The following is a 23,054-nucleotide window of genomic DNA, read 5'->3' on the forward strand; positions in this document are numbered from 1 at the left end:
ATTTTTTATTAAATCACTTAATATCTAGTATAAACTTTTAATTACAAATTTCCTAGTAAACAAAAGACTATGCCAAAGGCATAGTCTGGATCCACTTATTACTTAAAAAGCACAAAAGACATTTTGTTATTTTCAAGAGATACTACTCCCTTATTATATAATTGGACGAATTTACCTTTATAGCTAGTTTCAGTTCCAGAATTTATATCTTTTATGATCTTTTTTAGCGGATCATTTTGATATATTTTACCACTAGTTGATATAATTAAATTTTCTTTAGCACAAGGTGTTTGTAAATTAATGGTTTTCCATGTACTAGTATCTTGCGACGTTTTACCATAATAAACTTTGCTTATCAAATTATCTTTTAATTGTGCAAGATATATATTATCATCATTATCAGACCCAATTAATGTAAGTTTATCAACATCGCTCACACTTATAGCACTACTTTTACCAGTAACATATATTTTATTATAAACTGCGCCTTCATAGACCAATTTATCTTCATGGCGAATCAATGTAATATTGCCCACGAGCTTAGGTATTGTATCGACTTCTGACATTGTTCTATCTCTATCGATTCTATAAATGCTGCTTTTATTGGCATTGTTTGATACCTTCACGTAAGTAACGCCTGTTAATGGCGCTGTTTGAATATCTTCTACTTTAGTGTTAGTCCCACTCCACTCTAATTTTTTTGTTTTTACTTTTTCACCTTTTACTACATCGTAAGAATATAATATTAAATCACTAGATTCATCATCACTTTCTTTTTCTACGAAAACCATTCTATTTCTACCTGGAATCCATGAAGCAAAAGAAACATTACATCCATCTTCTGACTTTATATTTTTAGTTTTACCAGTCAAACAATTAACAATCACCAATTTTTTATCATCGTAATAAGATATATATTTGGCATCATAAGATACTAATATATTTTCTGCATTTGTTGGTATAGTAATATCAATATCTTTGGCTTTTGTACTTACCTCTTCGACAACTTTTTTCGATACTGCCTTCGAATCATTAGCTAAAAAATAATGATCAATGTAAAAGAGACCTAAACATTGCAAAGATAAAGATACTACTATCCATATGCTTATTCTTTTCGTCCAACTCATATTTTTTCTCCTTTAACTTCAAAATATCATATACTTATTTCCTACTCTCTATATACATAATTGAAGGTACTGTCCTTTCTCCCAAACTATCTGACGGGCTATTTATAACTTCATCATCATAAAATAATGTTGAAGAAGAACCTCCATCTAAATTACTAGCGTTAACAGCTCCATAATCATATAATACATCTTGTGCTTCCCTTAAAGTAGCGCCTACACTTCCTAACTGCCTTCCGTCAATCACTAAAAATATTATCGCTCCATCTTTTCTTTGAGCTACACATGTTCTAGGTGCAATACCCCAACCACCATCACCACTTTTTATAGTTTTTTCACCACCAACTATAAGTGCTGGTCCAAAAGATACTGCATCGGTTACTCCCTCCTTTCTCATCTCAGAAAGGCTATGAGGTCCAACTAATAAATTTCCTGAATTAGTCATTGCTACAACCTCTGTTTTTTTATCTACATCTGTTATATCATTACGTTCAATTTTTCCCCTGCCCATTATAATTCCAGTTGGATTTGCTCCTGTTCCTATTCCTGTGTTTTTTGTTCCACTATCTCCATCGTTAAATCCACCACCATTGATTGCCGCAATCGCATTGTTATCCTTTGCAATATCACTAGTTAGTTGCCCTTCCTTACCAAGCATACTACTACTACCAACTTTTAACCTAGTTGGGTCATTAATTATTAATATGTAACCTTTAAATTTATTTCCTTTTACATCATATCTTTCTATACTATTATCATTTTTATTTTCTACCTTTACACCATCCAAATTTTTTTGGACTAATGTATCCACTGTTTGATCGCTCATAATTTTTGCTATTGCTTCTTTAGACAAAAAAGTTGTTGCAAGCCATTGTAATGAATAAGTAGTCATTGCCGCACCTACCACTGTACTCTTCACATTTTTAAAGGGACCATAATAAAGCATAAATGGGCCAGTAACTGTTGTGAAAATCAATTCGAATACTACAAATAACAAAACAAGTGTACTTGTACGCTTTTTGGTTTTTCTACGTTTTTTTATTTTTCTCATACTTCCCATCCTTTTCTTTATTATGCACTTTCATTATTTACTTTCATTATGTACTTTTATTATGTACTTTTATATTGTACAGTATAATCAAATAATTTAATACACTATTTTTATGTTATTTATGTAAATTTAATTAATATATGATAATTTAATACAAAAGAGAATATAAAGAGAGTATAAATTTTTATACTCTCTTCTATAAATACACTTATTATAGTTTTTTCGATCCTTCAAATGCTAGAGGAGACCTCTCACATTCATCATATTTTAAAGTTACCTGATAACATAAGTCACTGCCCTTCATTTTTTCAGATGCATAACATAATCCATTTGATCTTTTATCTAGAAAAGGATGATCTATTTGTTCCGGATCCCCTATAAGAACTAATTTAGTTCCCTCTCCAGCCCTGGTTATTATTGCTTTTACTTGTTTTGGTGATAAGTTTTGAGCCTCATCTATTATTACCCAATTTTTAACTATTGACCTTCCTCTAAGGTAAGCAACCGCCTCTGTAGTTATAATTCTCCTATCAAACAAGTCTTTTATCTTATCTGACAATTGTTTTTCATTTTTATAACGCTCTTTTTCATCAGATTCCACAAGTATTTCTAAATTATCAAATATTGGCCTCATAAATGGTGAAATTTTTTCTTGCTCTGTACCAGGTAAAAAACCTATTTCTTCATCCATAGTAACATTTGGCCTGCAAATTAAAATTCTTCTGTATTCTTCACCACCAAGGTGTTGTTCACCACCATGGTGATGCTCACTGCTTTCTTGTAATATTTTCTGAAGCCCTACCGCTAATGAAAATAGTGTTTTAGCAGTTCCAGCTGGCCCTTTAATAATTACAAGTGGTGCTTTTATTGAATCAATGCTTAAAGCTTCTAACATAAATCTCTGCCCAACATTTCTTGGTATAACTCCTAAGGGTTTACTATCTTTATAATAAAGTGGTACTATATTTTTTCCATCATATCTAGCTAATGCAGTTTGTTTTGGGTTTTCCATTGAATGCATTATTAAAAATTGATTTGTATATAAAAATGGAGTAGTATACTCTTCTAAATCTTCATTATATTCAAGTAATACAGTAGCCTCTATACTTTTTTTACTGAAAAATTCCTGAAGCTTTTCTGGAGACACAAATACCTCTATCCTCCCTGTATACTGATTGTCATACTCTGGCACAAATTTTTCATAATAATCTTCTACATTAATATCTGCAGCATCCGCCTTTATACGCAAAAATATATCCTTTGTTATGAGCCAAACATCTTCCCCTTGCTCCTTAATACCTTTACATACTTGCAATATTCTATTATCAGCTTTCCCTTTACCCCAAGAAGCAGGAATTTCGGTATCATATTGATTCATTTCAACCCGCAATCTTCCCCCACTTTCTAAATCAATGCCCTCATTTAATTTTCCCTGTTTCCTGAGCTCATCAATAAGCCTTGCTGAATATCTAGCATTAGCTCCTAAATCACTTTTATCTTTCTTAAAACTATCTAATTCTTCCAATACTACTTCCGGTATTATTACATCATTATCTCCAAAGGACAATATAGCACTTGGTGAATACAAAACAACATTGGTATCTAGTACATATGTTTTTTTCAAAGTATTAGTTCCCCCTCTCTCTATTACTAATATATGTAATTAATTCTATAAATGAATTAAAAATAAAATAAAATTTTATTTTTTATTGATTTTTTATATAATAGTTTTGACAAGTAATAGTTTTTATTATATAATAAGTTTTATATTATATATAATAATATTATAGGATGGTGTATATGGAGAACATTACAACAGTTTTTAAAGAAAAAAAATTAAAGCTTACACCCCAGCGCATTGCTGTCTACAAATATTTGCAATCTACAAAAGAACATCCTTCAGCTGAATTAATTTACAAAGCTCTACAACCAACATATCCTACTATGAGTTTGGCTACAGTTTATAAAGCCTTAAAAACTCTTATAAGCGTTGAACTGATTATAGAACTTAATGTTGGTGAAGGTAATTTTAGATATGATTGTAATATGAAACCTCACCCTCACATACAATGCGTAAACTGTGGTAAAGTTGATGACATAGAAGGTATAAGTTTTTCAAATGTACTTGAAGATGTAAAACAATATACTAATTACGACGTAATAGCAACTAGACTTTACTTTTATGGTTTATGTGAAAATTGCAAAAAATAATTTATTAAATAAAGGGAAGTATGAATTAAAATTCATACTTCCCTTTATTTAATAATGTACTTTGAAACATATTTCTTTGTATATTAATATTATTTATAACTTTCCTTTAATATTTCTTCCCACTCTTTAGAACTATAATTTCCATCTATGATCCTTTTCAAGGTCAAAAGTACATTGGTTTTTATCTTTTTAGGTAAATTATATAATATAGGTATGTTATTGTCATTAGCCTTATACATATGTTGAACCATTGGTTTACCAATACCTGCTATTTTCTTATTTGCAACTTTATTTCCAGTTATAATTCCTTTTTGCACAAGCCTTGCTTGAGTTTCATCACTATATATATATTGAATAAAAGCATCGGCACTGTCCCTATTTTTTGCATTTACGGGGATACTTAATATAGAGTTAATTATAATAGGCATATTTGCCCCAAACTTTGAATCATTATCATAGTCTTTAATTACACCTATATTATTTCCATTAAGTTTAGGATTATAATATGAAGTACACATGAGTAGTGGTGAATCACCATTATTAAAATTACTAACACTTTGCTCATTACCTAATTCAAAAGAATCTTTTGTAATTCCATTATTTTTAATAAGCAAGTTAAATTCATCAAATACCCCTTGCATATTTTTAAGTTTCTTATAACCTTGCTCACCACCATCATAACTTTCCTCAACCTCATGAATATTTATGCCTGTGCTAGCTATTAATGAAAACAAAATACCACTCGCATCTATATCTTCGTTTAATACGACAGGTGTCTTCAATCCTTTACCATTAATTTGCTTTAACACATTTAACCACTCTTTTAAATTATTAGGATTAGCTATTTTTAGCTTTTCTAAATTTGCTTTATTATAAAATAACTCAATAGAATATGGCACAACCCCTATCCCATAATGTTTATCACCTATCCTTCCATAAGAACCTATAATATTAAAATATCTACCATTAATATCATTCTCCTCATATGTTCCATCTATATCACTTAGAACTCCATTTTTGCTAAGTTCAATAAAGTCATTTCTACTCGTGAACATCACATCTATTTCTGTACCCAAATTAATTGTATCCATGATATTACTTTTATCACCTATTATATCATTTAATTTTATTACAACATCTGGATTATTCTTTTTGTAATCATCAATTAAAGACTTATTTACTTTATAAGAATGTTCATCTGTTGTATCTAGAAATATATTTAATTTTTTTTGATCCTCACTCTTTTTATCACTGCCCCATTTGCAAGATGACAAACTAAATACCGTAATTAGAATTAAAAGAACTACACATATGTTTTTTAAAAATATATTTGATTTTCTCACAAGTTCACCTCATTATGTCATTAATGTTATTTTTTAAGATTTATTAAATATAAATTAATTAAATATACAGTTGTTACATATAATTTAATGGGGGGTGGAATAAATGAAGTTCCAGATAATATTTTTAAAAAAGAAATATGTTTATTATGTTTTGGCTATTATCATTTTTACCATAACACTTACGTTTTTATTTCTTTTCATAACAAATGCAATAAGTACATTTAATATCGTAAATGAATCAAAAATGATGCAAGCTGATTTAACAGGTGATGGTACTAAGGATATACTCTACATAAAAACAGATGTTGATAAATACTATATTCAAATAAATTCTGGAGACAAATGCTATTATTTAGAGCCTTCTAAAAAAATTAATACCGTTGGCAACTATTATTTGCAGTGGCCGATGAGACTAACATTAATGGACATATCCAGAAACAAGGTACCTGAAATATTTACTCAAGCATCTGTAAATAATAAGGCAGTGCAGCATGTTTTCTTTTGGACTGGCGAAAAATATGAAGATATATTTAGCAGCACAAACAATATTTTAGGTTTTGTAGACAGTAAAAATAATAAAACACCTAAAATGTTATCTGGGAATATCAATGATGGAAAATTAAATCTTATTAGTTATATTTTTATTCAAGGTAGTTTAAAATCTTTTGACTACAACTATGTTGATAATTATATGGGAAAAAGCACAGTACTAGGTTTCATAAATCTTATGGCAACCTTTCCATCTTCTGAATTAACTATACCAAAAGATCTTTTTACATCCGATTTAAATGGTAATGATATTTCACTCTTAAGTGATTTATCTGACAGAAAAGTAAATTTAACCTTTCAAGATGCTGTTTTTAAAGATTTTAATTGGGACAAAGATGGCAATACTAGCGATGTTTTATGGACATTAAATTTTAAAGGAACTAATACAAATGATCTATTAGACCCTAAGGTAAGCAATTTAAAAGAAACAAAAAATTATACTATAGAATTAATTTTAAAGCTTATCCCAAATACTAATAAAGCTCCTTCTTTTAAAATTAGCTCTATAAATATCAAATAAAAACATAAAACTATTACATTACGTATAAAATATTAATATCATTATAAACTTACAAAAGGGACCGTATTACCGGTCCCAAGGGGGGATGGGGGGTTATGCATAAAATGTTTTATTTTATGCAAATGGAGATTTAAACTCCGATTACATTTATAATATTAACCTTTTTGCTTAGTTTTATTCATTATAAATGATAAATTAAAATATTTTTATATAAAGATGCTTAACTACAAACTTATTATGTATATAGTTAATTTAAAATACAATATAAATTGGGGGAATCGTATATGTTTAATAATAAAGAAAAGGACGTAAATAGAATTGAAACTTTAATTGGCCAGCAATGTTCTATAATTGGTTCTTTGAATGGAAATGGTCTTATAAAAATAGATGGTTCTATTGATGGAAACATAATTTGTGAAGATGATGTAGCATTAGCTGAAACAGGAAGAATAAAAGGCGATATTACCTGTAATAATGCATATATAAACGGAATAGTAAATGGAAATGTTTCTTGCACAAGCACCTTAACTATAGAAAGCTGTGGTAAAGTCAGCGGTGATATTTCGGTGAAAAAATTAATGATCTCCGAGGGTGGAATTCTTGATGGCAAATGTACCATGACAAATTATGAACAATCTGATGACAACAGTGATAATTTATAAGAGTTTCAAACAAAAGTAACACATAAGTTTTAAATTTATGTGTTGCTCTTATCAATTTTTATCTATATAATCTTAATGTCTTAAATTGGAATTTTCCTCTACGATTCTATTGAGCATTCCAAGCTTTTGCTCATCTACTAAATGAGCTAATATATATATAAGTTGCCCCTTATCTTCATCTTCTAGGTCATCTAAAATACTATGTGTACTTTCTATAGGACTTGTATGTTTAAATTCAACATCGTTATTCTCAAAAGAATCATCATTTACAAAAGATTCATCATTTACAAAAGAATCATTATTTGATATGGAATTCACCATATCATTAAAATTAGAACTATTTAAATCTAAATTGTTTAAATCTATTCCAGATAACATATTTGAAATTTCACTTAAATCTATATTTCCCATACCTGAAAATATATTTGTAAATACATTGTCTTGATTATTTTTATCTGAACTTACTATATCATTATTTTCAGTATCATTATTTATATTAACATTATTGTTATTACTACTATTGTTTTTATTATTTTTTGCTACATTTGGTGTAGATTTTACATTACCTGAATTAGAACCATTATTTGAGTTTCCATTCATATTATTACTTTGACCACCTAAACTATCCATAAGGTTACCTAAAATATTATCTTGACCACCTAAACTACCAAGTAAATTACCTAAGAGGTTACCGTCCTGCCCACCTAACCCTTCTAGCAAATTACCTAACATGTTATTATTGTTACCTCCTAACCCAGAAAGTAAACTCTCAATCATATTTTCACCATTACCATTTCCAGTACCATTTCCTGAAAGAAAGCTAGATATTAATCCAACTAAAGGGTTTGCACCATTTCCATTAAGCATTTGTGCTAGTGGATTATTATTAACATTGTTATTCTGATTATTGTTATTATTGCTGCTACCATTATTACCATTTCCACTATTATTATTGTTACTTCCATTATTATACATGCTATTGTTATTATACATGTTATTGTTATTATCAATATTATTTCTGTCACGCTTATGATGTTTTGACATATTCATCACCTCATTTATAAGTGGGGGAGCATTTTAAGCTCCCCCTGATTTTTTAAATTAACATCCACAGCTTTTCACTGCATTTCCACCATATCCACCTCTACAGAAACAAAAACCTAGGAATAACAATATTAATAAGAAAGCATTTTTGTTTTCAAGTAGACATGTTCTTTGAAGTATAATCAATAATATTACTGCACAAATCGGATTTGTACATAAATTTGCAGCTGAATTTCCACCGCATCCTACTACTGGTCTACCTCCACAACATTTATTTTCACGACATCTTCTTTTTGACATTTAAAACTCCCCTTTCTGGGCCAAATTTTAATGTGTTACATTTTTCAGCTAAAGTTAAGAACATATAATTAATCTATTTATTTACTTAAAATCTATTTCTTCACTTGTTATTAATTTATTTAATTATTCATCGTCACAGCTGTCTAGGTTGATAATATTGTTTGTGCATCCTTTGTTTTGTCTTCCATTGCCACCACATGCGAATATAAGGATTAAGATTATTATCCAAATGCCACTACCGCCACCGCATCCGCCACCGAAGCCACCGAAGCCATTGAAACCACCAAATCCGCCATATCCATCATCTCCGCCGCCACATCTGCAATATTCTCTACAGTGTTTTGGTTTGCATCCGCATACAGTTCCACTTTGTCCTTGACCACCACAACCGCAGAATAAAATCAATAAAATGATTATCCAAACTATTGAGTTTCCGCCGCCGAATCCATTGCCATTGTTACATCCACCGCCATTGTTATTACAATTACAGCTTTTGTTGTTAGATCCATTCTTTTGGGATTCAGCTAATCCACTTAATAAGCCATTCATGTCCATATACTTATCCTCCTTTTTATTGCTTTTCTTAATTTACTTTTAAAATCTTTTTCTTTTGTTTCTAATATATACTATTCTCACAGAAATAAATTGATACAAAATGTTTATATAAATACATACTAAAAAGTATATATCACTATTAATGCATTATACGTAATATATACTTTTTTCTTCGCGAAAGACAATTATACTTATTCGATTATATCCAAAAAAAATAGACCTCATCACGATGTGCATTAGCTATTCGCTAACACACCGTAATGCAGGTCTATTTTATTTTTATTATAGTATTGGATTTCCATTAGAAGTTAGTGGTTCATCTTCTGAACCGTCGTCAAATCATCTCCTTCGGAGCTGAAAACATTAACGACTTCAGAAGTGGATTTATATATCTTCTAAATTTTTTTCTTATTATAGTATTGGATTTCCATTAGAAGTTAGTGGTTCATCTTCTGAACCGTCGTTAAACATATTTCCTAAAAGTTCTTTTACACCTATTTTTTTAAGTGATGAGATATTTATAATCGCCTCACTTGGCTCTAGTTGTAAAGTTTCCCTTATTAACTTATTATTCTTTACTAGTTCTGCTCTGTTTAGTTTATCTTTTTTGGTTGCAACTATTACAACTTCATATCCAAAATGTTTAATCCATCCGTACATTAGAAGGTCATCTTTAGTTGGCTTACGTCTACAGTCCACTAGTAATGCTACCTTTTGTAGTTGAGGCCTACGAACTAAATAGTCCTCCATCATTTTTCCCCATTTAGCTTGTTCAGTTTTGGATACTTTTGCATATCCGTAACCTGGCAAATCTACAAAATAAAAGCTATCATTTATTAAAAAGAAATTTATAAGTCTAGTTTTTCCAGGGGTTCCACTAACTTTTACTAATTTCCTTCTATTTGTTATAGTATTTATCAAAGATGACTTCCCTACATTTGATCTTCCAACAAAAGCATATTCTACTCTATTATCTGTTGGGTACTGAGCAGGTTTTACTGCTGATATTATAAATTCAGATTGTTTTATCTCCATTATTTATCTCTCCATTTAATGTATTTTCAAGTAATGCATGTTCAAGTACATTTTCTACTTTACTTGCAAATATAAATTTTAGTTTGTCCTTAATACTTTTAGGTATTTTTTCTGTATCTTTTTCATTCTCACAAGGAATTATAATTGTATCAACACCCGCTCTATATGCAGCTAATGATTTCTCTTTAAGCCCTCCAATAGGTAGAACTCTTCCTGTAAGCGTAATCTCACCAGTCATGGCTACATTATGTCTTACTTTTCTATTAGTCAATGCAGACACCATCGCAGTTATCATAGTTACACCAGCTGATGGCCCATCCTTAGGTACTGACCCCTCTGGAACATGAATATGAATATCCTTATTTTTATAAAAGTCTTTATCTATATTATACTTAAAAGCATTAGCTCTAACATAACTATATCCAGCTTTAGCGGATTCTTTCATAACATCCCCCAGTTGACCTGTAAGTTCTAGCTTACCTGTTCCCTCCATAGCACTCGCCTCAACTGGTAATGTAACCCCACCAACTTCAGTCCATGCTAGTCCAGTTACTACACCAACCTTATCTTCAGTTTCAGCTTTGTCATAAGTAAACATAACTGCACCTAAATATCTCTTAACATGAGATGCTGTAACATTAACACTCTTTTTGTTTTTCTCTACCATTTCTGTTATTGCCTTTCGAATTACAGACGCAATTTGTCTTTCAAGACTTCTAACCCCTGATTCTCTTGTATAGTTTTCAATTATACAAGTTATTGAATTGTCCGAAAAGGTTATTTTACTATCATCCATATTATGTTCTTTTAACATCTTTGGAATAATATGATTTTTAGCAATATGAAATTTTTCCTCTGATGTATATCCTGATACCTCAATGACTTCCATTCTATCTAATAAAGCTCTTGGAATAGTGTCCAATTTATTTGCAGTAGTTATGAATAGGACTTTCGATAAATCAAAATCTAATTCTAGGTAATGATCCCTAAAGCTCGCATTTTGCTCACTATCCAATACTTCTAAAAGAGCATCTGCAGGATCGCCTTTAATATCGCCACTCATCTTATCAATTTCATCTAATAAGAATAATGGATTCTTTGATCCAGCTTGTTTCATTGCATATATAATCCTACCAGGAATTGCTCCAACGTAAGTTTTTCTATGCCCCCTTATTTCAGCCTCATCTTTTACTCCACCAAGTGACATTCTAACGAAATTTCTATTTAATGCATTTGCAACAGACTTCGCTATAGATGTTTTACCAACTCCTGGTGGCCCTACCAAACAAAGTATAGGTCCCTTAAGCGTCTTGCTAATTTTTTTAACTGCTAAATATTCTATTATTCTTTCTTTAACATCCTCGAGTCCGTAATGCTCTTTATCAAAAACTTCTCTAGCCTTACTTATGTCAATGTTATCTTTAGTCGATTTATTCCAAGGTAAAGCTAATATCCAATCTAAATAGGACTTTGATACTCCACTCTCAGCAGAATAATTCCCTGAACTTTTTAATCTATTTAACTCATAATTTGCTTTTTCTTTTGGCTCTTTAGGCAGTTTTGCCTTTTTTATTTTAATTTCATACTCAATTATTTCTTTTTTATTTTCGTCATCTTCCCCTAGTTCCTCTTGTATAGCTTTCACTTGTTCTCTTAGATAATATTCCTTTTGAATTTTATCTATTTTGTCTTTAACCTTAGTTCCAATCTTTTTTTCTATTTTTAAAACTTCAAGCTCATTCTTTAATATAAGTAACAGTTTTTCAAGTCTCTTAGTAACATCTAATATTTCAAGCAATTCTTGCTTCGTTTGTGGCTTTAATATTAAATAGGAACTTACAATGTCACAATATCTTCCAGGCTCCTCTGTTTCTTCTAAACTGAATAACGCATCAGGAAAACTGTTAACCGATAAATTTATGTATTCTTCAAAAGCTTTATCTATAAGTCTAATATACGCCTTACATTTTTTGTCATCCGTGCTTTGTTCATCGTAAATAAGCTCTACTTCCACACTTACAAAAGGTTCCTTATCTTTATACTCTGAAATTTTACCTCGTTGCATTCCCTCAACCAGTACTCTAATTGAATCTCCCGGTAACTTTAATATTTGTTTAACGTTACAAATAGTACCAATTTCATATATATCCTTTTCTTCTGGCTCTTCGATTTTCGATACTTTCTGTGAAACCAGAAAAATTTCTTGATTATTTAGCATAGCATTTTCTAAGGCAAGTATAGATTTTTCTCTACCAACATCAAAGTGCAATACCATATATGGAAATATATTCATACCTCTTAACGGAATTAACGGAAGAAGTTTTGTTGTTTTATCCATTTTTCTCCCTCTTTTCTATATTATATTAATCGTCGTCTATAAATATAAAATCATTATTTTAATTTTATATAACCTCGATATCATAAACTATAAATACTTATTTATTTTATTTTTATAGTTACATAGCAACACTATATTTATATAGTGACACTACTATAGTATACCTATAATATAATTATTTTTCAATACTACAATCTTTAAAATAAAAAAGGTAATCCATTATATTTAAAAATGGAATACCTTTTTAAAGAAAATGACAGACTAAATTTTTAATGACTCTGCTGCTATAACATCTACCTCTGGCTCAAATGTAGTTTTAATATTTTTAGGTATCTCTAGAAGCAACGCCTCTTTTATTACCTCACTAATATTACTAACTGGTATGATTTTAATATTTTCTATGGTATTAAAACTATCTTGAAAGTTATCCCTTGGAATAATTACTTTTGTGGCTCCTGCTTTTTTAGCAGCTGCAATTTTAGCATTTACACCCCCTATTGGCAATACATTACCATGTATTGATATCTCTCCTGTCATAGCAACCATATTATCCACGGGTATTCCTTTTATCGCACTGTACATTGCAGTTGTTATACTTACTCCAGCAGATGGACCATCCACTGGTGATCCACCTGGGAAGTTAACATGAATATCATAATCGCCACAATCTATATTAAAATATTTTTCAAGTACTGTAACTACATTTTCTACTGATGATCTTGCTGTGCTTTTTCGTCGAAGTTTTTTATTGCTACTACTTATTTCCTCTTCTTCAATAATTCCTGTAATTTTAAGAATGCCTTTTCTAAGCTTTACCCTTTTGGCACTAGCTTCAATTTCCATTACAGCTCCTATATTAGCTCCATAAACCGCAAGTCCATTTACATAACCAATTTGTGGTTTATCAGATATCCTCGACTCAAGCCTAGGTGAATATTGACCATTCTCTATAACCCACTCAATATCTTCAATACTTACTTCATCTCTTTCATCGTTAATTGCCATTCCACAAGCTAGTTGAATTAAATTAACGGTATCACGTCCATTACTTGAGTATTTACCCACAAGTTCTAGTGCCTTATCGGAAATTTTAAGGTTCATTTTACTTGTTGAATTTTTGGCAATTTGTTGTAATTCTTCAGGTAATAATGCTCTAAAAAAGATCTCTATACACCTTGATCTTATAGCCGGCATTATTTCTTCTGGATTACGTGTAGTTGCACCAATTAACCTAAAATCAGCTGGCAGTCCTTCATCAAACACTTCCTTAATATAAAGAGGCATATTAGGATCCTCTTCATTATAATAAGCACTATCTAAAAAGACTTTTCTATCCTCTAATACTTTAAGAAGTTTATTCATTTCTATAGGATGCAGTTCCCCAATTTCATCAATAAATAGAATTCCACCATGTGCTTTTGTAACGGCGCCAGGCTTAGGTTGAGGTACTCCTGCTACTCCGAGTGGCCCTGCTCCTTGGTAGATGGGATCATGAACTGATCCTATAAGTGGGTCTGCTATACCCCTTTCATCAAACCTAACAGTAGTACCATCTATTTCAACAAACTTCGAACCTTCCTTAAACGGAGATCTTGCTCTTTTTTTAGCATCTGCAAGCACTAATCTAGCTGCTGCTGTTTTCCCTATTCCAGGCGGGCCATAAATTATGACATGTTGAGGATTAGGGCCACATATTGCTGCCTGTAATGCCTTTATACCCTCTTCTTGGCCTATAACCTCTTCAAATTTTGTCGGTCTGCTTTTTTCCGTAAGTGGCTCCGTAAGGCTTATGTTTTTCATTTTTCTTAGGTTTTCCATTTCTTTTCTATTTTCCTTACCAACAACCGACTTACCACTTTTTTGAGCCTTTAATGCATTAAAAAAATATAACCCAATAACTACTGTAAAAAAGAATTGTACTACCATGAGAATTTTAGTTGTCATATTAATTAAAGTTTAATGATGAAACTATTAAACTAATCCTCCCTTCGCATATTAAATTTGCATATTTTAGTAAATATTGCATTAGTTGATATTATGCTCAAGTAGGATTAAATGTATTCATTTTTTTCCATATAATATTATTAATCATATAACTTTTTGTCGTTAATATTATATTTTAATTCAACAAAACACAAAAGACGGATACAATATCCGTCTTTTGTGTTTTGCAAAGATTCATTTATGCTGATTCTGGTCCTTTTTTACTTTTAATCTGTTTTGTAATCTTTATTTTTTCTCTTTTTCCACCTTCAGCTAAAACTAGTTCTGGATTTCTAGTTTGAATAGTATCCGCATTAATTATAACTTTAGATACTTCTTCATTTGATGGAATATCAAACATAACTTCCTTCATCGTATCTTCTATAATAGATCTAAGTCCACGAGCCCCAGTTTCTCTTTTAATAGCCTCTTTTGCAATAGCTTTTAAGGCTTCTTCTTTAAACTCTAATTCCACATTATCCATCTCAAACAATTTTTTATATTGTTTAACTAATGCATTTTTAGGTTCACTAAGAATTTTAACTAATGCCTCTTCATCCAATGCTTCAAGTGTAACAACTATTGGAAGTCTACCTACAAATTCTGGAATTAGCCCAAACTTCAATAAATCTCCAGGCATTATAGACTTAAGTAACTCTCCTACATTTGCTTCATGTTTAGATCTTATTTCAGCTCCAAACCCAACTGACGTAGTTCTAGTCCTTTTTTCTATAATTTTATCAAGTCCATCAAATGCTCCTCCACAGATAAATAATATATTAGCAGTATTTATCTGAATAAACTCTTGGTGAGGATGTTTTCTTCCACCTTGTGGTGGAACTGATGCTGTAGTTCCTTCTAATATTTTAAGCAACGCCTGTTGAACTCCTTCTCCAGACACATCACGAGTAATAGACGGATTCTCAGATTTTCTTGCTATCTTATCTATTTCATCTATATAGATAATACCTTTTTCTGCTTTTTCTACATCATAATCAGCATTTTGTATTAATTTTAGAAGAATATTTTCAACATCTTCTCCTACATACCCTGCTTCAGTAAGTGTAGTTGCATCTGCTATAGCAAACGGTACATTTAAGAATTTTGCTAATGTTTGAGCTAGCAAAGTTTTACCACAGCCTGTAGGTCCAAGTAATAAAATATTACTTTTCTGAAGTTCAACATCACCCTCATTAACATTTGAATTTATTCTTTTATAATGATTATAAACGGCTACTGCCAATGATTTTTTAGCTGTATTTTGTCCAATTACGTAATCATCTATATAATTTTTTATTTCTGCTGGTTTTGGAAGTGCTCCTAAATCTAATTCAACATCACCCTGGAATTCGTCTACAATTATTTCAGAACACAATTCTATACATTCATCACAAATATATACTCCTGGTCCCGCAATTAATCTTCTAACTTGTTCTTGGGTTTTACCACAAAAAGAACATTTAAGTTGTTTTTTTTCATCAAACTTTGTCATATCTTCACCTCAACTAAGCTTATTTCTTTTTAGCTATAACTTCATCTATCAGACCATAATCCATAGCTTCTTGTGCACTCATAAAATAATCTCTTTCAACATCATGTTGAATTTTTTCTATTGGTTGTCCGGTTCTTTCACTGTATATTCTATTTAATGTATCTTTAGTTTTCATGATTCGTTTTGCATGAATATCAATATCAGTTGCCTGACCTTGAAATCCGCCTAAAGGCTGATGTATTAAAATCTCACTATTAGGCAATGCAAATCTTTTCCCTTTTTCTCCAGCATTTAATAAAAAAGATCCCATAGATGCTGCCATACCTATACAAATAGTTGAAACTTGTGGTTTGATATATTGCATCGTGTCATATATAGCCATTCCAGATGTAATTGATCCACCTGGACTATTTATATATAAATAAATATCCTTATCAGGGTCTTCAGATTCTAAGAACAATAACTGAGCAACAATTAAACTAGCAGTTACATCATTTACCTCTTCTCCTAGAAAAATTATTCTATCTTTTAATAATCTTGAATAGATATCATAAGATCTTTCTCCTCTATTCGTTTGTTCAACAACCATTGGTACTAAACTCATATAACTCGCCCCTTTGCTCTAATAATATTACTGCCTCAACAGGTAACCTTTTCCTTAATTATATCCTAAATATTAGCTTTTTAATCATTTAGTTTTATCCTATATTTAAAATTAATTGCCAGAGAAATATCTGGCAATTAATTTTAATCTATATTATGCTATCACTTTAGCATTTTCAACTAACATTTTTATTACTTTTTCATTCAAAACATCAATTTTTAGATATTGTTTTTGTGCTTTCATAATTAAATCTGCAGTTTTGTCTATATCTTTGTCTCCGTATTGTTTTGCAACTTCTTTAGCTTTTGCAAGCATTTCTTCATCACTTGCTTCAACTTTTTCTTTTTTCGCTATTTCGGTTATAACTAAATCAGTCTTAACTCTCTTTTCAGCTGATTCTTTCATAAACGCTCTAACTTTTTCTTCAGTATTGTTTGTATACTGATAATATGATTCAAGGTCTAATCCTTGTTGTTTTAATTTCATTTCTAAATCTTTAAGCATTACATCAGTTTCTCTTTTTACCATAATTTCTGGAATGTCCATTTCGACATTCGCGCAAGCTGCATCTATTACTGCTTCTTCAAATTCTTTCTTTTCTCTATCTTTACCTGATTTTTCAAGTGCATTTTTAATGTCATTTCTTAATTCTTCTAAAGTATCAAACTCAGATACATCTTTAGCAAATTCATCATCAATAGCTGGTAATTCTTTTGCTTTCATGCTTTTAACAGTTACATTAAAAGTTGCTTGTTTACCATTTAAATCTTCTCTTCCATATGCTTCTGGGAAGTTAACTTTAACTTCTTTAGTATCGCCAGCTTTTAAACCAACTAATTGTTCTTCAAAAGTGTCAATAAACGATCCTGAACCAATTTCTAGTTCAAAGTCTTTTCCTTCTCCACCTTCAAAAGCTGTTTCTTCAATAAATCCTTTGAAATCTATAATTGCTATATCGCCCATTGCAACTGTGCCATCTATCTTATCTTCTATTCTAGCATTTTTTTCTTGCATGCCTTTTAGTTGACTTTCAATTTCATCATCTGATACATTATATTCAACTTTTTTAGCCTCTAGTCCTTTATATTCTCCAAGTTTAACCTCAGGTGCTACTTCGACTGATGCTGTGTATATAAACTCTTTTCCTTCACCTATTTGAATAATATCAATTTTAGGATAATCCAACGGATTTATATCATGTTCTTTTAAAGCCTCTGGATATGTATCATCACAGCAAAAATTTATAGCATCTTCAAAGAAAACATTTTCGCCATACATTTTCTTTATTATATTCATTGGAGCTTTACCTTTTCTGAATCCTGGTATATTCATCGATTTTGAATTTTTCGCACTAGATTTCTTTAAAGATTTATTAAATCTTTCTGCTTCTACCGTTATTTCTAATTTAATAATATTTTTTTCTAATTTTTCCATTTTAATGTTCATTATATTACTCCTCCTAATCACTCACAAATGCTTATTTCTATATATATTATAACATAACTTTTAACGTATTTACAAATACTATTAAGCATATTTGCTCAAATAGTCTAATATTATGATTATACCCAAATTTTAAATAATTTACAAGATAATTTTATTTAATAATTGCTTTAAATGATATAAAACATTTATCATTTAAAGGTCTCCTGGGTCGCTGCAACATTGTTAAATCATCTCCTGGGTCGCTGCAATATTAACGACTTCAGAAGGAGATTTATATTCTCACCTGAATTTTCCATTTATTTGGGCATGTCATTCCTACTTATAAACATAGGAGACTTTCCTTCTGAAATGTCGTTAAACTTTCCCGAAACGAACTCCTTCACCTTTGTAAGTTCCTCGTAACTTGAAAAATTGTTACTATACACTTCTATAATTCCTTTTCCACTATAATTAACATCTTTAAGATTTCTCGCAATATTATCATAATCTAAATTTCCTTTTCCAGGCAAAAGACAAGGTGAATTATCATCTCGATCGTTAATATGAAGATTCACAATGTTACTTCCCATAACTTCAATATACTTTTCTATAGGAATATTAGCTTTGCATGCTTGTTTCAAATCTAAAGTAAAATATATTGGATATTTACTTTTCTGCGACAAAAGAGTTAGGAATTTTAAATCCGATGACATGCACCATGAGACATTTTCCTGTGCCAATTTAATTCCTGCCTCTAGAGATATATACGAAAGTTCATTATATATGTCTACAATAAATTCAGTATCAAGCCCACTCAAATCAGCATACCTCATACCATGAAATGTATAACAGTTTGCGCCTAAAGCCTTTGCTGCCTTAACAACTTCTTTAAATTGTTTTAACACATCTTTGCGTCTTCTGTCATATTTATCAAAAAGGTATGGTTCAAAAGAAGCTGAAAATGCATGAACTGAATTTACATTGAATTCATATAGTTCTTTTTTTGCCAGTAGTACCCTTATAAATTCCTCTTTATACTCACAATGCGTATTTAAAAATATTTCGCCAAAATTAAATCCTAACTCTTTCATCGTTTGTATACTATCTTCTGTATTCAATTTAGGATAAAAACATGCTGAAGATAATCCTATATCCATATTTAGCCTCTTTTCGCTATTTTGTTACTTCACCTAATGCAGTTACATAGACTACATCTCCATCGATATTCGCCTCTAGCCCCTTAGCTGTTGAATTTCCAAAAGTAATCTTCATGCCTGACGCTGGTTGTACCTGCATATGAACATTATCTTTTAAATTCAGCTTCCATATATACTGTACTTTTTTTTCATTCATCCAAGGTAACTCACTAACATATGCAATATTATCTTCATCAATAAATTTTGGTGTAATTGACCATATATAATTGGGACTATTTTTAAGTTGCTCTTCTTTTGAATAATCTTGATTATTACTAGATGTATATATTTTTCTTGTTATATCTTTACTAGTTTTATTTATATCAACATATATTATATCTTGATTTTTTGTACTTTGTATAACAATTAATTTCTTACTTGGACTTATATCATATGATACGTCCTTAGCATTTAATATTCCTTTTATAGTTTTATTTGCCGCTGCTCCACTATATTCAACAGTGACCTTTTGACCATTTGGCATTGTAGCTATAAAAGATGTCTTATCTGCACTTGCTTTTGCTTTTGCGGCAATTGCTGCTTGCGCTATCTTAGCCTTCTGAGCATTTGTCTGCTTTTGCGAAACTTCTTCTGATTTTTTCTGCACTTTATCACCTTTTGATAATGTACTTGTTGTACCTTTATTCACTAAACCTTTAAAATCTATTTTTAAAAATATGATTAGCCCTATTATAGGTATAATAATTAGTGATAATATTACCTTTTTTCGTTTTTTTATTTTTCTATCATAATCCTTACTAAATATACTAGGTTTCTTCATATGATTTACCTCCATTATAATTGATACGCTGTTATCACTCATATATTCTGCGTACATAGTTTTTAATCAATGACTATACACTTTTTATTATACCTCATTACAAATGAAAATAACATAATTTATTATTTTTTAAATAATTCAATATTTTTTCTGGGATAAAATCTCAATTTGCAGTTGTTTCACTTTAAAATATTCCTGTTACTATTTTTTTATTAATTATTTATAGCCATAAATCCTTTATATATCAATGCTTTTAAGATTGTTTGAATATTTTTAATATTAAAATATTTAAAAAACCACTTGAACTGTTTCACTTTTAATATTACAATATGTATATCAACAAGATTCATTTACACAAATAAATATTAAATGTTAAATTTATTATTTATCTTATGACTAAGTATTAACAAACATAACAAAGTATTGTATAATATATTCATCAACACTTATTGTTAAACAATATTAATTATTAATTGCATGATCATTTAATTACATAATAAAATGATCATTTATAGTAGCATTTTAAAAACAGTATATTATAGGGAGGAAAAACAATGACTAAACAATGGAATGGTTTCAAAGGAGATTCATGGAAAAATAAAATAGATGTGAAAGACTTTATTCAAAAAAACTATACCTTATATGAAGGTGATGATAGTTTTTTAGTAGGAAAAACTGATAAAACCAATAAAGTTTGGGACAAAGCTAATTCCCTTATATTAGAAGAAATCAAAAAAGGTATTATAGATGTTGAAACTAATGAAATTTCAGGTATAGATAACTTTAAACCTGGATATATTGATAAAGAAAATGAAGTAATTGTTGGATTACAAACAGATGCTCCATTAAAAAGAATAGTAAATCCATTTGGTGGCTTTAGAATGGTAGAACAATCACTTGAGGAATACGGCTACAAATTAAACAAGGATATAAAAGAATTTTTTCCAAAATACAGAAAAACTCATAATGAAGGGGTTTTTGATGCCTACACTGATGCTACTAAAGTTGCAAGGAATGTAGGGTTATTAACTGGACTTCCAGATGCATATGGCCGTGGAAGGGTAATTGGAGATTATAGAAGAATTGCTCTTTACGGATTGGATTTTCTAGTTTCGCTGAAGAAAAAGGACTTAAAAGAACTTACAGGTCATGCATCAGATGATTTAATAAGACATAGAGAAGAAGTAAGTATGCAAATAAGAGCACTTGGTCAAATAAAAAGCATGGCCCTAAAATACGGCGTTGATCTATCGGCACCATCTACTACAGCTCAAGACGCTGTTCAAGCAGTTTACCTTGGATATCTTGCAGGAATAAAAGAAAATAATGGTGCTGCAATGTCACTAGGAAGAACTACTACTTTCTTAGATATTTATTTTGAAAGAGATCTAAAAGCTGGATTAATAACAGAAGATGAGGCTCAAGAAATTATCGATCAATTTGTAATTAAACTTAGAATGGCAAGACATCTAAGAACTCCTGAGTATAATGATTTATTTGGTGGAGATCCTAATTGGGTAACCGAATCTATTGGCGGTGTTGCACTTAACGGCACTCCCATGGTAACAAAAAATTCTTTTAGATTCCTTCATACATTAACAAATCTAGGATCAGCACCAGAACCTAATATGACAGTACTTTGGTCAGAAAAATTACCAGAAACTTTCAAAAAATATTGTGCTAAAATGTCTATTGAAACTGATGCACTACAATATGAAAATGATGATGTAATGAGACCTATTTATGGAGATGATTACGGCATTGCTTGCTGCGTTTCTGCTATGGAAATAGGAAAGAGAATGCAGTTCTTTGGAGCAAGAGCTAACCTTGCAAAATCATTATTACTATCACTTAATGGTGGAGTTGATGAATTAAAAGGCAAACTTGTAGTACCTGGAATCGAAAAGACTACTGATGTAGTTCTTGATTACGAAAAAGTTAGAAAAATGTATTCAAAGGTTTTAGAATATGTTGCTAACATGTATGTAGATACAATGAACACAATACATTATATGCATGATAAATATGCTTATGAAGCTGGACAACTTGCTCTTCATGATACCGATCTTAAATACTTCATGGCATTTGGAGTAGCAGGACTTTCAATTGCAGCCGATTCATTAAGCGCTATAAAGTTTGCTAAGGTATCTCCAATAAGAAATGCTGATGGCATAACAATTGATTTTAAAACTGAAGGAGATTTCCCTAAATACGGTAATGATGATGATAGAGTTGATGATTTAGCTGTTGAACTTATCAAGGAATTCAGCAACGCTCTAAAAAAACATCCTGCATATAAGGGAGCAGAACATACCTTGTCAGCACTTACTATTACATCAAATGTAGTTTATGGTAAAAAGACAGGTACAACTCCTGATGGAAGAAAACAAGGTGTACCACTCGCTCCCGGAGCAAACCCAACACAAGGCAACGATGAAAACGGAGCACTTGCATCATTAAATTCAGTTGCTAAGATTCCTTATAGAACCTATTGCCAAGATGGAGTTTCAAATACATTTTCAATAGTACCAGCTGCACTTGGGATAGACGAATCTACAAGAATAAATAATCTAGTTTTCCTTTTAGATGGTTATTTCGCACAAGCTGCACATCATTTGAATGTAAATGTGTTGAATAGAGAAGTTTTAATAGATGCTATGGAGAATCCAGACAAATATCCAACATTAACAATAAGAGTTTCAGGATATGCTGTTCATTTCAACAGATTATCTAAAGAACAACAACTAGAAGTTATAAGCAGAACTTTCCATAAAAAAATCTAGTTAATTTTAAAACATTGTATAATTGAGAGGTACTTATTATAAGTACTTCTCAATTTAT

General features: G+C 30.5%; 19 protein-coding genes. 4 read left to right on the plus strand and 15 right to left on the minus strand.

The window, feature by feature from the left end:
* Nucleotides 1-98: 98 nt before the first annotated feature.
* The 3 genes from A7L45_RS19375 to A7L45_RS19385 all read right to left on the minus strand — a co-directional run bounded on the left by A7L45_RS19375 (nt 99) and on the right by A7L45_RS19385 (nt 3,799).
* Nucleotides 99-1,127 carry a hypothetical protein gene (locus tag A7L45_RS19375; RefSeq protein ID WP_071614312.1) on the minus strand — a complete coding sequence of 343 codons (1,029 nt, stop codon included), beginning with the start codon at nt 1,125-1,127 and terminating at the stop codon, nt 99-101.
* A 34-nt stretch (nt 1,128-1,161) separates the two neighbouring features.
* Nucleotides 1,162-2,175, minus strand: a complete 1,014-nt coding sequence (locus tag A7L45_RS19380) for a phosphodiester glycosidase family protein (RefSeq protein ID WP_071614313.1) — start codon at nt 2,173-2,175, stop codon at nt 1,162-1,164.
* Between the two features lie 211 nt (nt 2,176-2,386).
* A complete protein-coding gene (locus tag A7L45_RS19385) occupies nt 2,387-3,799 on the minus strand; it encodes a PhoH family protein (RefSeq protein ID WP_071614314.1) in 1,413 nt (470 codons plus the stop codon).
* A 176-nt stretch (nt 3,800-3,975) separates the two neighbouring features.
* Between A7L45_RS19385 and perR the strand changes: the two genes are divergently transcribed.
* Entirely contained in the window at nt 3,976-4,386 is a 411-nt protein-coding gene (perR, locus tag A7L45_RS19390) for a transcriptional regulator PerR (protein ID WP_071614315.1), read from the plus strand.
* Nucleotides 4,387-4,475: 89 nt separating this feature from the next.
* On the opposite strand, the gene A7L45_RS19395 is transcribed toward perR, so the two are convergent.
* A complete protein-coding gene (locus A7L45_RS19395) occupies nt 4,476-5,729 on the minus strand; it encodes an ABC transporter substrate-binding protein (RefSeq protein ID WP_084647524.1) in 1,254 nt (417 codons plus the stop codon).
* 103 nt (nt 5,730-5,832) lie between these two features.
* On the opposite strand from A7L45_RS19395, the gene A7L45_RS19400 reads away from it, so the two are divergent.
* Nucleotides 5,833-6,798 (plus strand): hypothetical protein, encoded by a 966-nt coding sequence (locus A7L45_RS19400; RefSeq protein WP_071614316.1) that lies wholly within the window; start codon nt 5,833-5,835, stop codon nt 6,796-6,798.
* A gap of 284 nt (nt 6,799-7,082) precedes the next feature.
* A complete protein-coding gene (locus A7L45_RS19405; RefSeq protein WP_071614317.1) occupies nt 7,083-7,460 on the plus strand; it encodes a bactofilin family protein in 378 nt (125 codons plus the stop codon).
* Between the two features lie 72 nt (nt 7,461-7,532).
* Here A7L45_RS19405 and A7L45_RS19410 read toward each other — a convergent pair whose 3' ends face one another.
* From A7L45_RS19410 to A7L45_RS19460, 11 genes are all read right to left on the minus strand, one after another.
* Complete coding sequence (locus tag A7L45_RS19410; protein ID WP_169829620.1) at nt 7,533-8,504, minus strand: hypothetical protein; 972 nt, start codon at nt 8,502-8,504, stop codon at nt 7,533-7,535.
* Between the two features lie 57 nt (nt 8,505-8,561).
* The gene (locus tag A7L45_RS19415; RefSeq protein ID WP_071614319.1) at nt 8,562-8,804 is read right to left on the minus strand and encodes a hypothetical protein; all 243 of its coding nucleotides are present in this window, start codon (nt 8,802-8,804) and stop codon (nt 8,562-8,564) included.
* Between the two features lie 123 nt (nt 8,805-8,927).
* Nucleotides 8,928-9,359: a hypothetical protein gene (locus tag A7L45_RS23615; RefSeq protein WP_187350201.1), complete on the minus strand. Its 432-nt coding sequence runs from the start codon at nt 9,357-9,359 to the stop codon at nt 8,928-8,930.
* 411 nt (nt 9,360-9,770) lie between these two features.
* Complete coding sequence (gene yihA / locus A7L45_RS19425; RefSeq protein WP_071614320.1) at nt 9,771-10,394, minus strand: ribosome biogenesis GTP-binding protein YihA/YsxC; 624 nt, start codon at nt 10,392-10,394, stop codon at nt 9,771-9,773.
* Nucleotides 10,375-12,732: an endopeptidase La gene (gene lon, locus A7L45_RS19430; protein WP_071614321.1), complete on the minus strand. Its 2,358-nt coding sequence runs from the start codon at nt 12,730-12,732 to the stop codon at nt 10,375-10,377. Before lon ends, yihA begins: the two co-directional genes overlap by 20 nt.
* 261 nt (nt 12,733-12,993) lie before the next feature.
* Nucleotides 12,994-14,676 (minus strand): ATP-dependent protease LonB, encoded by a 1,683-nt coding sequence (gene lonB, locus A7L45_RS19435; RefSeq protein ID WP_071614322.1) that lies wholly within the window; start codon nt 14,674-14,676, stop codon nt 12,994-12,996.
* A gap of 238 nt (nt 14,677-14,914) precedes the next feature.
* Complete coding sequence (gene clpX / locus A7L45_RS19440) at nt 14,915-16,207, minus strand: ATP-dependent Clp protease ATP-binding subunit ClpX (RefSeq protein WP_071614323.1); 1,293 nt, start codon at nt 16,205-16,207, stop codon at nt 14,915-14,917.
* A 19-nt stretch (nt 16,208-16,226) separates the two neighbouring features.
* The gene (gene clpP, locus A7L45_RS19445) at nt 16,227-16,811 is read right to left on the minus strand and encodes an ATP-dependent Clp endopeptidase proteolytic subunit ClpP (protein ID WP_071614324.1); all 585 of its coding nucleotides are present in this window, start codon (nt 16,809-16,811) and stop codon (nt 16,227-16,229) included.
* 153 nt (nt 16,812-16,964) lie between these two features.
* On the minus strand, nt 16,965-18,257 hold the full coding sequence (gene tig, locus A7L45_RS19450; RefSeq protein ID WP_071614325.1) for a trigger factor: 1,293 nt from the start codon (nt 18,255-18,257) through the stop codon (nt 16,965-16,967).
* Nucleotides 18,258-18,553: 296 nt separating this feature from the next.
* Nucleotides 18,554-19,393 carry a sugar phosphate isomerase/epimerase family protein gene (locus A7L45_RS19455; protein ID WP_071614326.1) on the minus strand — a complete coding sequence of 280 codons (840 nt, stop codon included), beginning with the start codon at nt 19,391-19,393 and terminating at the stop codon, nt 18,554-18,556.
* Between the two features lie 16 nt (nt 19,394-19,409).
* Nucleotides 19,410-20,213 carry a hypothetical protein gene (locus A7L45_RS19460; protein WP_071614327.1) on the minus strand — a complete coding sequence of 268 codons (804 nt, stop codon included), beginning with the start codon at nt 20,211-20,213 and terminating at the stop codon, nt 19,410-19,412.
* A gap of 554 nt (nt 20,214-20,767) precedes the next feature.
* Here A7L45_RS19460 and pflB point away from each other — a divergent pair.
* The gene (pflB, locus tag A7L45_RS19465) at nt 20,768-22,996 is read left to right on the plus strand and encodes a formate C-acetyltransferase (RefSeq protein ID WP_071614328.1); all 2,229 of its coding nucleotides are present in this window, start codon (nt 20,768-20,770) and stop codon (nt 22,994-22,996) included.
* Nucleotides 22,997-23,054: the final 58 nt, after the last annotated feature.

Source organism: Clostridium estertheticum subsp. estertheticum, assembly GCF_001877035.1.
GTDB lineage: Bacteria > Bacillota > Clostridia > Clostridiales > Clostridiaceae > Clostridium_AD > Clostridium_AD estertheticum.

Bases quoted from the DNA above. Each gene is read 5' to 3' on its own strand.
- A7L45_RS19375 (WP_071614312.1), bottom strand. From the start codon at position 1,127: ATGAGTTGGACGAAAAGAATAAGCATATGGATAGTAGTATCTTTATCT.
- A7L45_RS19380 (WP_071614313.1), bottom strand. From the start codon at position 2,175: ATGAGAAAAATAAAAAAACGTAGAAAAACCAAAAAGCGTACAAGTACA.
- perR (WP_071614315.1), top strand. From the start codon at position 3,976: ATGGAGAACATTACAACAGTTTTTAAAGAAAAAAAATTAAAGCTTACA.
- A7L45_RS19400 (WP_071614316.1), top strand. From the start codon at position 5,833: ATGAAGTTCCAGATAATATTTTTAAAAAAGAAATATGTTTATTATGTT.
- A7L45_RS19405 (WP_071614317.1), top strand. From the start codon at position 7,083: ATGTTTAATAATAAAGAAAAGGACGTAAATAGAATTGAAACTTTAATT.
- A7L45_RS19410 (WP_169829620.1), bottom strand. From the start codon at position 8,504: ATGTCAAAACATCATAAGCGTGACAGAAATAATATTGATAATAACAAT.
- A7L45_RS19415 (WP_071614319.1), bottom strand. From the start codon at position 8,804: ATGTCAAAAAGAAGATGTCGTGAAAATAAATGTTGTGGAGGTAGACCA.
- A7L45_RS23615 (WP_187350201.1), bottom strand. From the start codon at position 9,359: ATGGACATGAATGGCTTATTAAGTGGATTAGCTGAATCCCAAAAGAAT.
- yihA (WP_071614320.1), bottom strand. From the start codon at position 10,394: ATGGAGATAAAACAATCTGAATTTATAATATCAGCAGTAAAACCTGCT.
- lon (WP_071614321.1), bottom strand. From the start codon at position 12,732: ATGGATAAAACAACAAAACTTCTTCCGTTAATTCCGTTAAGAGGTATG.
- lonB (WP_071614322.1), bottom strand. From the start codon at position 14,676: ATGACAACTAAAATTCTCATGGTAGTACAATTCTTTTTTACAGTAGTT.
- clpX (WP_071614323.1), bottom strand. From the start codon at position 16,207: ATGACAAAGTTTGATGAAAAAAAACAACTTAAATGTTCTTTTTGTGGT.
- clpP (WP_071614324.1), bottom strand. From the start codon at position 16,811: ATGAGTTTAGTACCAATGGTTGTTGAACAAACGAATAGAGGAGAAAGA.
- tig (WP_071614325.1), bottom strand. From the start codon at position 18,257: ATGAACATTAAAATGGAAAAATTAGAAAAAAATATTATTAAATTAGAA.
- A7L45_RS19455 (WP_071614326.1), bottom strand. From the start codon at position 19,393: ATGGATATAGGATTATCTTCAGCATGTTTTTATCCTAAATTGAATACA.
- A7L45_RS19460 (WP_071614327.1), bottom strand. From the start codon at position 20,213: ATGAAGAAACCTAGTATATTTAGTAAGGATTATGATAGAAAAATAAAA.
- pflB (WP_071614328.1), top strand. From the start codon at position 20,768: ATGACTAAACAATGGAATGGTTTCAAAGGAGATTCATGGAAAAATAAA.